Annotated in this window: 11 protein-coding genes and 1 other RNA gene; 3 read left to right on the forward strand and 9 right to left on the reverse strand. The window is 42.3% G+C overall.

The genetic code is table 11. The features are described from left to right. Positions 1 to 18 precede the first annotated feature (18 nt). Positions 19 to 2316 carry a M28 family metallopeptidase gene (locus tag B5Y67_RS18535; RefSeq protein WP_242976039.1) on the reverse strand — a complete coding sequence of 766 codons (2298 nt, stop codon included), beginning with the start codon at positions 2314 to 2316 and terminating at the stop codon, positions 19 to 21. Positions 2317 to 2470: 154 nt separating this feature from the next. Here B5Y67_RS18535 and B5Y67_RS18540 point away from each other — a divergent pair, with 154 nt between their 5' ends. Beyond that, positions 2471 to 3493, forward strand: a complete 1023-nt coding sequence (locus tag B5Y67_RS18540; RefSeq protein ID WP_088227885.1) for a phosphatidylserine/phosphatidylglycerophosphate/cardiolipin synthase family protein — start codon at positions 2471 to 2473, stop codon at positions 3491 to 3493. A gap of 73 nt (positions 3494 to 3566) precedes the next feature. Here the strand turns inward: B5Y67_RS18540 and B5Y67_RS18545 are convergent, their stop codons facing one another. The 3 genes from B5Y67_RS18545 to B5Y67_RS18555 all read right to left on the reverse strand — a co-directional run bounded on the left by B5Y67_RS18545 (position 3567) and on the right by B5Y67_RS18555 (position 5017). After that, the gene (locus B5Y67_RS18545) at positions 3567 to 4196 is read right to left on the reverse strand and encodes a histidine phosphatase family protein (protein WP_088227886.1); all 630 of its coding nucleotides are present in this window, start codon (positions 4194 to 4196) and stop codon (positions 3567 to 3569) included. Between the two features lie 135 nt (positions 4197 to 4331). After that, positions 4332 to 4516, reverse strand: a non-coding RNA gene (ssrS, locus tag B5Y67_RS18550) — 6S RNA. Positions 4517 to 4567: 51 nt separating this feature from the next. Further along, positions 4568 to 5017: an IclR family transcriptional regulator gene (locus tag B5Y67_RS18555; protein ID WP_088227887.1), complete on the reverse strand. Its 450-nt coding sequence runs from the start codon at positions 5015 to 5017 to the stop codon at positions 4568 to 4570. A gap of 288 nt (positions 5018 to 5305) precedes the next feature. Between B5Y67_RS18555 and B5Y67_RS18560 the strand changes: the two genes are divergently transcribed. Continuing rightward, entirely contained in the window at positions 5306 to 5677 is a 372-nt protein-coding gene (locus tag B5Y67_RS18560) for a TIGR04086 family membrane protein (protein WP_088227888.1), read from the forward strand. 199 nt (positions 5678 to 5876) lie between these two features. Further along, entirely contained in the window at positions 5877 to 6317 is a 441-nt protein-coding gene (locus B5Y67_RS18565) for a formylmethanofuran dehydrogenase subunit E family protein (RefSeq protein WP_088227889.1), read from the forward strand. Positions 6318 to 6362: 45 nt separating this feature from the next. Here the strand turns inward: B5Y67_RS18565 and lgt are convergent, their stop codons facing one another. The 5 genes from lgt to pfkA form a co-directional block, all read right to left on the reverse strand. Continuing rightward, positions 6363 to 7172 (reverse strand): prolipoprotein diacylglyceryl transferase, encoded by an 810-nt coding sequence (gene lgt, locus B5Y67_RS18570; RefSeq protein ID WP_088227890.1) that lies wholly within the window; start codon positions 7170 to 7172, stop codon positions 6363 to 6365. A 178-nt stretch (positions 7173 to 7350) separates the two neighbouring features. Beyond that, on the reverse strand, positions 7351 to 7551 hold the full coding sequence (locus tag B5Y67_RS18575; protein WP_088227891.1) for a hypothetical protein: 201 nt from the start codon (positions 7549 to 7551) through the stop codon (positions 7351 to 7353). Positions 7552 to 7628: 77 nt separating this feature from the next. Beyond that, complete coding sequence (locus B5Y67_RS18580; protein ID WP_088227892.1) at positions 7629 to 9746, reverse strand: cell division FtsA domain-containing protein; 2118 nt, start codon at positions 9744 to 9746, stop codon at positions 7629 to 7631. A gap of 142 nt (positions 9747 to 9888) precedes the next feature. Continuing rightward, a complete protein-coding gene (locus B5Y67_RS18585; RefSeq protein ID WP_088227893.1) occupies positions 9889 to 11301 on the reverse strand; it encodes a glucose-6-phosphate isomerase in 1413 nt (470 codons plus the stop codon). A gap of 66 nt (positions 11302 to 11367) precedes the next feature. Continuing rightward, entirely contained in the window at positions 11368 to 12339 is a 972-nt protein-coding gene (gene pfkA / locus B5Y67_RS18590; protein ID WP_088227894.1) for a 6-phosphofructokinase, read from the reverse strand. Between the last annotated feature and the right edge of the window lie 4 nt (positions 12340 to 12343).

The following is a 12343-nucleotide window of genomic DNA, read 5'->3' on the forward strand; positions in this document are numbered from 1 at the left end:
ATCCCGAGAGAAATTTCCTTAAAAAGAATAGTTTTCTTTAAATAAACGCAGATAATCCACCGATAATCGTTCATCATTTATTTGCAGCTGGGGCTCCGAACAGGGAAAGATTCCTTGGATTGAACATGTTAGCAATCCCGAAGTTTCTACGCTTAAATGAATGCTGTTCCTCTGAGGCGGGGTTCTTTGTAAGAGCAGGGAATACTTGCCCGTTGGCTGCCGAAATCCTACCAATTGTATTTGTTTAGACAATTTAGACATGGGAAGAAATTCATCCGTTTTAACTTCGAAAGGATGATCACTTTCCAATTCTAGTTCTACCAAATAAGGCTCTTGAAGATAATTCAATTTTATGTTTAAACTCAAAAGTCTTTGGGCATTTAGATTTTTTTCCTCAACTGTCGCCGCCACACTTAAAGGAGCTTTCTCATTGAGCAGAGGTACCTCGACGCTTTTTCCTTCTTTGACGCCTAGATCCTTCACTAATTGACTCGGTAAACGTTCATCTGAATATATATGAATTTTCCCCTCCTGCCTTCCGAGCCATTCTTCTTGAACCGTAACTTGCTGCGGGTACTTCTCGTTGAAGGAGGGGACAAAACCTAAACAAAGCACCAGCAGACTAATTCCGATCAAGGCCGGCATTTTTACATAGGCCAAAATTTTCCGAACAAGAGCGGAGCTCTTCAGGGCAACATGACAACAGGCAAGCAAAAAGGGAACTAAAAGTAAGGCATATGTTACAAGAAAAATGACAGGGTATTTACTGATGGCTTCATTAAAACTCAACCACTGATCAGAATTCAGAAGCTCATAATGGATTGAATATAGGAAATAGGGACCTATTAGTACGAACAAGATATTGGAAAAAAAGTACTGAATGTCTAGACAAAAGAGCCAGAAAACAAAAGGAAAGGCGAGATCAATGCGTATAAGAGCTAAGGTTAGACTCAAAATCAAGAGCGGAAATCCAGCTGTCAGCCAATAGAGGTTTGCATCCCGGGTCATTGGCAGCTTTTTTAGCCAACCGGCAAGAAACATTATCAGGCTGACAGAAATCCCCACACGGGCAATGAGGTATACTTCCGGATGAGCGTAATATACCTTTTGGGTATGTTTTAAGCTTTGCCAGAGGATTTCTCCAATTCCACCAGCTCCCACGATGATCATACTTAGAAGCATAATGATGCCAATACTTATAAAAACATTCTTCCAGGGTATTTTATCCTTGCGTTTTTTCAGGTAATTAAAATAGATAATAACTGTTAAAAGCAAAACAAGAATAATAAATCCTCTCAACGCAAAACTGGGCAGTACAAAAACATTACCGCCAATCTGAAACGAAAGATACAGCTCATCCCAGGTCTGAGGTCCAAGTTTGTCTAGTTTCATGTTATTCACTAACAAATGAACAAAGTTGCCAACAGTTTGCATAGTTTCCAGAGAAACATGATCCAGCCGATCTTCTGGTCTATGGAAATATCCTTCCGGCCTTCCGTAGATCCCCAAGCCCAAGGCAGGAATACCCTGATCTAAAAAAGAGCTGAAATCACTTGAACCACCCTGCGAATTGTCCCGGGTCATAACGGTAAAATCCCGGCTGAGATGAAAGGGAATATGGCTCTCTTTAGCCAAGGCAGAAACTTGTTTAAGCAGCTCCGGCGGGGCAGATTTATTGCCTGCAACATCAATCTCCAAAGGAGTTCCGACCATATCAACATTGATCATCCATTGTACAGCTGATAAATCAGCTTGTGAGATGTAATAATTCGAACCAACAAGTCCGTTTTCTTCCGCGCCAAAAAAAACCAGTTGATAGGTTTTTTGATGAGGTTCCTTGCTTAAGACTCGTGCAAGTTCAAGCAATACTCCTACCCCTGAACCATTATCTACAGCTCCGGGTACATTCATTGCTGCCGTATCATAATGGGCTCCGAGAACAACCGTATCTGGAAGTGTCCCAGGCAGCTCAGCGATGATATTTTGACTATTTATCAATTCAACACGTTTTTGAGGGTCGTTGAGGGATGGATTGCGAAGGATCACTTTACTAAATGGCTGTTCACGAACTTTCCAGCCATTTTGGCTTAAAACATAAGCGATATACTGAGCTGCCTTTATCTCTCCTTTGCTCCCGGCTGGGCGAGGACCAATCTTATCCGTAAGATATTTGACATAATCAAAGGCTGAAGCTGCAGAGAAGCTTAAACCTGATCCTTGAGCAGGCAAAACAGCTTCAGCCTTACTGTTCACACACCCTAGAATTACCAAAACGCTAAAAATCGTCATCACGATAATAGTCCAACGAGTTTTCATCACCCTCATAACCCCATGCCCTTTCAAAGCTTTAAACTCACCCTGCCCAATTCTTATGAAAAACTTCTTGAGGTTATGCCTTTCCAATCTTTTAACCTTTTGGACACATATGTTATAATGTAGACAAATTTTGACCTTGGGAGAAATAAATATTATGCCTAAGCGACATATCCCCTTAGTTACAATAGTTATTCTTTTATTCTGTCTTCTGTTTTTAAGTGGCTGTACCATGAAAGTTCCTAAGATTTTTGCTAAGAAGGCCCCTACTTCCAATCTTTCTGCCGGAGCACTTTTGATTGATCAAGAGGCCATCTATCAACGCACCATTACTCTGATTCAATCAGCACAATCCTCAATTTACGTAGAACAAGCCGAGTTTGACGACCCTCAACTCATCAATCTTTTGCTGTCTAAGTCCCATTCAGGTATCGAAGTTCATATCCTCTTAGACCAATGGCAAAAACAAAATTGGGCTACTCTCGACCAGTTAAAAAATCAAAATGTATCGATTCAGTATTATCCTGCTCAGAAAGGACAAAGTGACCATACTAAGTGGTTAATTGTTGACCAAAACAAAGCTTTAGTTTACGGACCATCCTGGACAAGTGAAGGATTCAAAGCTCATGATTTAGCTGTGGAGCTTTCCGGAAGTTCTGCCTTGAAAATCGCAGCTCTCTTTTCCAAAGATTGGGAATTCACCACAACCTTCCCTTTAGATGTACCAAAAACAACGACTCTTAATAACGATAATATTACATTGGCTGTCAACGCTAACGTCAAGCAACAACTACTGGAGTATATATCCAGCAGTACAAAATCCATCTGGATTGAAAACACAGAAATCACTGAACCAGATATCGTTCAAGCCTTACTTGATGCTGCAGGAAAAGGCCGAGATATCCGCATTATCTTAGACTCCACTGTTGCCGGCAAAACACCGGTAACTCTGGAAAAATTAAAAGCAGGCGGCATATTCATACGTTATTTTCCTAAGCAGTCACCTCTCGGACTTCATCTGGCAATTTTTGACCAGAACTCCTTTCTGGCAAGCGGCTCCGAATGGACACGTTATAACTTTGTTGCAGATCACGAGTTTTCTATTACAGTCCCCTCTCCTACTGCAACCTCAAAATTGGACCAGATGTTTCAAGAGGATTGGAAGAAAAGCTCACCTTAAGCAAAGATCCCGGATTCATATAAAAACCACCCAAAGCATTTTGCCTTGGGTGGTTTTTATATGAATCAAGGATTTAAGATCTTTGGTCAATTTTTTCTAAGTGCTGACAATCTCCGACCAACTCCGGTTTCCATCCATTACCGTCAACTTCAAAAATATTGAGGGCAGTATTATTCTGCCAAGGAGTTTTGGCCCAATCATGAATCTCAAAACCTAAAGCTTTAGTTACTAATAGTTTCAGGGTTAGCCCATGGGTTACCACACAAATAGTCTCTCCTGGATGGTTGGCAAGAATCTTTTGTACAAAATCCCAGGAGCGTAATAGTACCATTTCCATATTTTCACCGCCGGGAGTCGTGACTAAATGCGGAGATGAATCCCATATTTTAAATAAATCCGGATATGCTTTCCGTAATTCTCCCCAAATATGCCCTTCCCAATCGCCAAAGGAAAATTCTCGCAAGGCAGGATTGACGATCAGTTGATCCAATCCGATTTCTCGCCGAATCTCTTCAGCAGTTCCACGAGCCCTAGGAGCGTCACTGGAATATATATATTGAATCCCCTCGTCTTTAAGCCTATTAGCCAAAGATTGAGCCTGAAGCAGCCCAGTTTCGGTAAGAGGGGAATCCAGACGCCCTTGTACACGCCCTTCAGTATTCCACAAGGTTTGGCCATGACGAGTCAAAATTATCCTTGTCATTCGTACACCTCTTATAAAAGAAACTTATCCGGCACAAAGCAGCTGATAGAAAAAGATCGCCTTGTTTCGCGGATATTCAACAGTGTGTATAAATTAGATCTTCTGATAATACAACAAGGGTAGGAAATTCTCCCTACCCTCCCCGACTTGCCGTAAGATTTCAGGTTTCTGACCCCGCTTTCGCAGGTGGGCACCTAGTCCATGCTTTCCAACTTCCCTGTTTCAAAAAGAAAGGGCTTGCTGTAGTTACATGGCATTTAGTTCCCGTGTCATTAATAGGATCAAAACCATGAAGATCTCTACGCACAAGTCAGGCTATGTTTTTATTATATCACCATAATTCAAAAAAATCTCTAGCAAATGCTTGGAAATTATCGTTTTCGCAGTTTATCCTCAATTTCCGCCATTCGATCCTGCAATAAAGCAATGGACATCTCTTGATTACGTACGCGGCGACGAAGATGATCGACGAGTTGAAGAAGTTCCTGGAGATTTTCGTTAATGGTATCATTATTTTGTTGTTCGTCGTCAGTAGGATTTTCATCGTTCTCTTTTTCACTAGACGAAGGTTCTATACCGTCAACTGTTTGGGTTGCTAGTAGGTAACGAAACCGAGCGTATCTGGAATTTCTTCCGGGCTGAACGTCGAGTACCCCATCTTCTGCCAATGCTTGAATAGCTCGTTTTAAGGTGACACTTGCTGCTCCCGTTTCTCTCTGAATATCTGAATATGCTAATTCAAAATCTTGTCCTTGATACATATTAGAAATCTTCTCAAAAAAATCGACAAATTTCCGATGAGTTTTTTCCTTTAATCTCAAAGCTAGTCCATCCTTCCACAACACTAATTAAAACACTGAAGAATAATTAATATTATAGCAAATTTTAAACAAAAATCCATACTAAGGATTACTTTTAACATGAAGTTTGAAATACAATTTTAAAATAATCTTCTTATCTCCATAAAGTTTTTGAATTACTCCATCTACTAAACTAAAAGTATGTTCTCCGGCTGGTTCCTCGCAAATATATTTTTATCTTTATCGGAAGGTGTTGTCATACTCTTAGGAAAAGAGGCATAGGTAGTTAACAATTAAAGGAGGGATACCATGACAAAATCCTTTCAGTTAACGATGATTTTAAAAGGAATTCTTTTAGCAACCGGGTCAGCCTTATTGTTATCGGTAGTTTTCGGAATCGTTCTTTCCTACACATCCGTTCCAGAATCAGACTTGTTCCTCAATATTATCTTTGGCTTTAGTGTTTTTGCAGCATCCTTTATTACTGCACATCAAGCAGGCACTAAAGGTTTATACTACGGGCTTGCCATCGGATTGGGCTTTTCACTCGTCGTTCTTATTCTATCGGCCGTTTTGTGGTCGGATGCGCCTTCATGGCTCAGGATGGGTGAAAAGGCCGTTATTGCTCTTGTATCCGGTGGAATAGGCGGAATTATTGGAGTACTTTTCCCTAACACTTAGAACAATTGAACTTGAACTCATCAAACAACGATAAATAGAAATTAGAGGGAAATCCCTAAAGATTTCCCTCTAATTTCTATTTATATTAAAAATTTCCTGCAATAAAATATCACTATATCTATTTATGTGTTCATAACTCTTTTCATTTGATCCCCTAAGTTATACAATATCCTCAAAGCAATCGAAAGGGGAATAATCTATGTGTATTGAAAAAACTCCCTGGGAACAAGTGATCGATTTTCACGGCCATACCTGTCCGGAAATAGCCTTAGGTTACCGGGTTGCCCAAATTGCTATGCGCGAATTAGGTATTAAACCAACACCCAGCGCTGAGCTTATGGTGACAGCCCATACCCATTCTTGTGCTTTAGACGCCTTTCAAATATTAAATCATGCAACCTTCGGCCGAGGAGCACTAAAGGTCGATGAGAATAAACAGCACAAATACCTCTTTGCATATTCGGGCACCTCTGTGCGTGTGGCCATAACCATACTCCCGGAAATTCTTGAGCATTTGGTTATACCGGAAAATTTAGCCACCCGCCGCGAAATACAAAATGCAACTTTAGAAGCAATCCAGTTTATTCTCAGTTCTGAAGAAACCATGTTTTGCACAATTCAAAAAGACGAACATCAGTAAAGCATGTTCACAAGGATTGGGGACTAAGAAGAATGATAACCTTCCTTAAATCAAATCCTCGGGAGTATTATTTATGTCCTTATGTTGACGATCTTTCCAGATTCTCCACACCAACAAACATAAGGCGATAATGACAGCTACCGAGCTGCTCCATTGTGCCGCTGTCCAATGGAACAAGAACCTTGGGCTGTCACCTCTTAGCCCTTCGAGGAAAAACCTTGAGGTGTTATAGAAGACTAAATAAAGCAGGAAAATCGTCCCTGAGGGCCATTTCTTTAGCTTGAGGATGACGAGGATTGCAAAGATAATAATGTCGGCTTGTCCTTCCCATACTTCGGCTGGCCAAAGAGGTTGGTTGCCAAAAGTATCCCGGGCAATTGTCCCTACCGGATAGAGGATGCCAAAGTTTCCTCCTGTTGGACCCCCGAAAGCATCACCATTCATTAGATTAGCGTCTCTGCCTATTGATTGAGCAAGCATCAAGCCAGGAGCAATTAAATCGGCAAGATCCCAGAAGGGAAGTTTTTTACGCCAGACATATAGTCCTCCTCCTAATAAGGCCCCGACGACTCCGCCTTGGATAGAAAGTCCTCCATGCCAGATAGCAATAATTTCACCAGGATATTTGCTATAGTAAGACCAATCGAAAAAAAACACCTGCCAAATCCTTGCACCCAGCAACCCGCAAAGAAGTAATATAGGCGCCAAATCAAGCATGGTCTCCATATATTCTTCTCGTTTGTCAGCTTTGGCAAAGTATAAAGTGACTCCTACTCCCAGAACAAAGGCTAACGCAAAAAGCGTGCCATAAGCACGTATTGGGAAATTTCCAATAAAAAACCAAAACTGATGCATTAATTTTTCCTCCACTCAAACTATATCTGCCTGTTTTTTCAAGTTTCCAGTATTATAGCCAAACTTCCTTTGATTATATCCAACTATATCCAAAATTGCAATTCAGACTACGCCTAGAGCACGATAGTACAAAAAATAATGACAGATCCGATGCTATGTCCATCGGATCTGTCATGTTTTATAAAGTATTCAGTTTAGAAAAGAAACGATTATGCCGGTCCGAATCAGGAATAGAAGCCTCTCGTTCATTTTTTCCCAAAGGTTTTTGAACTGCTTGGAAATAGGTTGAATGTTTCCTTTTACCAGTTAAAGCATCTGAATAAACAGTAACTACTAAGATAGCGACAGCAATAAGAGCTACTAACCATTGAAAGAGCATTATTTACACCTCCATCACCATTTTATGGCCTCTGGAAAGAATGTCAAGTGTTCTTTTGCTCAATCTTTTACCAATCGTTACTCGAAACTAGCCGACACGCGATCTCCGGGATGGAGGGCCGTCGTAAATTCGGCCTCCTGCCCGTTTACACATAATTTTAGAGAAGCCCCTTTCGGCATCTCATCCGGGAACTTAACGTAAGGCAATAGATCTGAAAGAATCGGCATCTTTTTATAACCGTTAACTCTTAAATCCATTCCGTCTTCGAGTAACTCGTTATCTGAGACGGGTTTTCCATGAAATAAGATTTCAACAACTTGGGAAGGGTATTCAAATTCTTGACCATTAATCGTAAAAATCAGCGGCTTTGGTTGGAGACTCAATTCGCCAACCGTTTTCTGTTCCTGACGAACCTCGATAGAATCTCCATCTCGGATCGGGCAGATTTCCTCAATAAGACAACCATTAACCAGTAACTGCCGTTCCAAAACAATTTTCAGCACTTCCCCATTAGCTTTAATGGTTAAGGTTACAGGTGCTAAAATTGGCTCTTTAAACAGAGTTTTCTTTTGCTCTAATAAATTTTGCAGATTATCATTTGAAATATAGGTTAACTTATAGCCGTCTTGAATTTTATCGTCAATGTTTAACACCTGATTATTTAAATAAACCCGGGGCAAAAAGTCTTCCCGCCTGCCATTCCAGAAAATCCATTTCTTTTCAAAGGGAGGCAGAATTTCACCGGTGGTCACCTCAGCATCTTTGCCGGGGAGGCCGGGCATGAACTCAATATGGTCTCCGCTGTTCAACGTCTGATCAAATCGGCCCGGTCGTGAGTTAACCGTCAATTGGGCCGGCCGCCCCATAGTTCCCTTGATTATCCGTACTTCTTGATTCCATTCAAAGGTTAGGGCAGCCCCCGGTTTCCCGACAAAGGAACGAGGAGATATTCCCGCAGCAAGCAGAGCCTCGGCTACCGTTGTCAATTGCACCTCAAAAATTGGTATCGGTATGTTGTTGACAATTACTGTGTAATACTGAAGTCCGGTTCCTTCAAGTGCGGATATACCAATCCCTATAGGAGTTATACTCTCCGGCCCCTTAAGACCTTTTTCCCCTTGAACGTCCTCTAAACGTTCGCGAATTTGAATTCCAACGCGTTTTGGGGAAATTCCTAAAACTTCTGCTAACATTTTGGGGAGCATCGGCGTTAGACTTCCTCCGCCAATAAGAATAATCCCTTGAGGGACCTTTTCATTTAGTTTTGTGATTTCCTTGGCTATATTTTGGGTCAGTTTACTGACGACAGGTTCAATCACCGTTAGTACTTCTTCCTTAGAAACAGTTACCTTGTTACCGAGAAAATCTGCAAATTTTAATCGAGACTTAGTACTTAGCTCCCTCTTGATCTTTTCACCCACTTTAAAATCAAGGAGATAATGCTCACAAATGGCTTCTGTGACCTCGTCCCCAGCCATCGGCACCATGCCATAAGCAAAAAAAGATCCTTCCTGAGTCAGGGCGATATCTGCTGTCCCCGCCCCCACATCAACAAGCGCCAGGTTCAGGCGCCGCATATTCTGAGGGATTGCTGCCTGCCCTGCTGCAATAGGTTCTAAAGTTAAGCTCATCATTTCTAAACCAACTCGGCCCAGAACCGATACTAAACCATCGACAACGGTTCTGGGCAAAAACGTGGCGATCACTTTAACTTTGGCCTTTTTTCCCCGCTGCCCGATGAGATTGGAAATCTCTTCTTCTTCGTTCCAGCAGGCAATAGTGCTATATCCAACACAATGATATTGATCTGAGTTATGTTCACTGGTTGATATTAATTGATGCAAAGCTTGATGGACTGCTTCTAATTCCAAAGCCAAGATCGTTTCTTGTTCCCACCGCACAGGCAGCAATTCCCGACGTTCGGCGCTGGCAATTTCTGTACGCAGGGCCCTGCCGGCTGCGGCAACAGCAACTTGTTTAAGGCTTACATCCAACGTTTTCTCCAGAGTCTCTTTAACAGTGCTGACGGCTCGTGCCACTTCATTAACATCATGAACTTGCCCGTCATACATAGCACGCTGGCGATGTTCAATACAGGCACTTGCCAGAATTTCATACCCTTGATCTTGGATTTTAGTCATCACTAACCCCATAACCATTCGAGTTCCAATATCCAAGGCAAAAATAGGTTCCATGGTTTCACCTCTTTTGGAATAAATTCGACTTTAATTGGTAAAATCCTTCTAAAAATAGACACAAAGAAACCCTCATATACCTCGAACAAGTACAAGAGAGTTTATCGAGCGTTAAGATTTACGTACAGATTCACCTTAGCATTTACGTTAAGATATACCGTTCGCTGCCATAGGCCTCGATGGCTGATTTTTTAGCTTCATAGCCGGGGCGTCCCATTAAACCATAAGTACCATTTTTGCCTTCCTCTACCCCTGGTTGATCAAAGGCATTGATGTTGAGCAGTTCACCCATATAGGCAGCTTCCCATTCCAGAAGAAGAAGTAATTGCCCAATATTATAGGGAGTTAAGGCAGAAAGGATAATTTTCAAATGTTGCCGACCCGCCAAGGTTAAGGCATATTCGGTAGCTTTTTGCTCAGCAAATAAAAGCTCCTCTAAGGTTTTCCCTCCTAAAAACCGAATATCTTCCGGTAAGGTTAAATCCATAGGTATTTTTTGAGTTTCTTGGAATTTTTCCAGATTTAAGAAGGTAATAACCTTATCATCCGGTCCCTCAGTATATAATTGAATCTGAGAGTGTTGATCCGTTACTCCCAGGGCCTTTACCGGTGTCTGCCCCAAAGTAACCTCCTTCCCTAACCGATCATAACGTTTGCCTAAACTCTCTGCCCATAACTGAGCATACCAATCAGCCATTGTTTTCAAGCCGTCCACATAGGGCATAAACACTGAGATATTTTTTCCTTTTTGCCAGGACAAATATGACAGGGCTGTCTTCAATTGGGCAGGATTAGCAAATGCTCCCTTTGTTTCCCTAATTCGTCGGTCCATCTCTGCAGCCCCTGCTAAAAGTTGTTCGACGTCGATTCCGCAGATCGCCGCCGCCAAAAGACCAACTGGGGTCAGTTCAGAAAATCTTCCTCCAATACCTGAAGGAATGACAAAACGTTTAAATCCTTCCTTAAGGGCTATAGGCAAAAGGTTGCCTTTTTGTTGGTCTGTAGTAACAACGAGATGATCAGCATAACTTTCTCCGCAGGAACGACGCAAGTAATCTCGAACAATGAGGAATTGAGCCATGGTTTCTGAGGTATTTCCTGATTTGGAAATAACATTGTAGAGAGTTTTTTGCGGATCAAGAATTTGATCTAGCTCTCGAAAACGAACCGGATCAATATTATCCAAGACATAAAATCGAGGCCGGCCAGACCGCTTTTCCGGTGTCAATTCGTTGTAGTAATAATGATTTAAGGCTTGCTGGACCGCTAAAGGGCCAAGCGCTGACCCTCCTATGCCCAAGACAACAAAGTTCTCGAATCGAGAGGCAGCTTGATCAGCATAATCACAAAGTTCAGGAACCTGGCTAAGCATTACCGGCAAAAGAAGAGAAAAATCCAAGTTTCCCGATTCCCTCCGGGCATGCAAGGAATTTTGAGCCTCGTCCAATTTTGCTTGCAATCCTTGTAAATCTTCTTTGGAAAAACCTTTAGGATTTTGAGACGAATACATCATTCCTGTGTAATCGATGCAAAGTTTGGATGTTTCATTAGCCATTGCAAAACCTCATCTCCACAAATAATTTATCCAAGCGACTCGTAGACTCCCACTTCTACCCATCCGTCAAATTGACAACTCATTAGCCAGATCATAAAGTTCGCGATTTAGAGGGCGACGAGGGCCATAAGCATCATCAAGAGGCCGGGATACTACAGCTTGATTAATGTAAGCTGTCATACGATTCGTTTCATTGGCCATGAGAATTTCAACGGCCTTCCCTCCCATTGCTGCAGCAATCACGGCATCAAGAGCACTGGGATTTCCTCCGCGCTGCAAGTGCCCAAGAACTGTAATCCGGGTTTCAAAGCCTGAGCGGGTATGCAATTCTTCTCCGATTTTGTAGGCGCTTCCTACGCCTTCCGAAACAAGGATAATACTATGATTCTTACCCCGTTGATGACTTCTGAGTAATTTGTTGCTGATTTCATCCAAATCATAGGGAATCTCCGGTACCAGAATCGACTCTGCGCCACAAGCCAGACCCGCCTGGAGGGCAATATTCCCGCAGTTTCGTCCCATAACCTCAACAATAAATGTCCGGTCATGAGATGACGCCGTATCACGAATTTTGCTTACAGCATCAACGACTGTATTCACTGCAGTATCAAAGCCAATGGTTAGATCTGTTCCGGCAATATCATTGTCAATGGTGCCCGGAATCCCAACTACCTTGACTCCTTGAGCTACAAGGGTTTGGGCACCTCGAAAAGACCCATCTCCCCCTATTACAACGAGGGCATCAATCTTTCGTTCCTGCAATTGAGCTAAGGCCTTCTGTTGTCCGGCTGGAGTCTTCATTTCCTCCGAGCGGGCAGTTTTCAGGACTGTTCCTCCCCGTAGAACGATATCCGCTACGGAACCGATACTCATTTCCTGGATTTCGCCGTGAATGAGTCCCTCATACCCTCGATGAATACCAAAAATCATTAGTCCGTGGAAAATACCTTTACGAACAACTGCTCGAACAGCAGCATTCATTCCGGGGGCATCCCCTCCGCTTGTAAGCACCCCAATTCTCTGAATCGACCCTGACATAGGA

Source organism: Desulfosporosinus sp. FKB, from assembly GCF_002196705.1.
Lineage (GTDB): Bacteria > Bacillota > Desulfitobacteriia > Desulfitobacteriales > Desulfitobacteriaceae > Desulfosporosinus.

Bases quoted from the DNA above. Each gene is read 5' to 3' on its own strand.
- B5Y67_RS18575 (WP_088227891.1), bottom strand. From the start codon at position 7,551: ATGCTCTTTCAATGGTTAGTAGCTCTTATTGCTGTCGCTATCTTAGTA.
- B5Y67_RS18580 (WP_088227892.1), bottom strand. From the start codon at position 9,746: ATGGAACCTATTTTTGCCTTGGATATTGGAACTCGAATGGTTATGGGG.
- B5Y67_RS18545 (WP_088227886.1), bottom strand. From the start codon at position 4,196: ATGACAAGGATAATTTTGACTCGTCATGGCCAAACCTTGTGGAATACT.
- B5Y67_RS18565 (WP_088227889.1), top strand. From the start codon at position 5,877: ATGTGTATTGAAAAAACTCCCTGGGAACAAGTGATCGATTTTCACGGC.
- pfkA (WP_088227894.1), bottom strand. From the start codon at position 12,339: ATGTCAGGGTCGATTCAGAGAATTGGGGTGCTTACAAGCGGAGGGGAT.
- B5Y67_RS18585 (WP_088227893.1), bottom strand. From the start codon at position 11,301: ATGGCTAATGAAACATCCAAACTTTGCATCGATTACACAGGAATGATG.
- lgt (WP_088227890.1), bottom strand. From the start codon at position 7,172: ATGCATCAGTTTTGGTTTTTTATTGGAAATTTCCCAATACGTGCTTAT.
- B5Y67_RS18535 (WP_242976039.1), bottom strand. From the start codon at position 2,316: ATGAAAACTCGTTGGACTATTATCGTGATGACGATTTTTAGCGTTTTG.
- B5Y67_RS18540 (WP_088227885.1), top strand. From the start codon at position 2,471: ATGCCTAAGCGACATATCCCCTTAGTTACAATAGTTATTCTTTTATTC.
- B5Y67_RS18560 (WP_088227888.1), top strand. From the start codon at position 5,306: ATGACAAAATCCTTTCAGTTAACGATGATTTTAAAAGGAATTCTTTTA.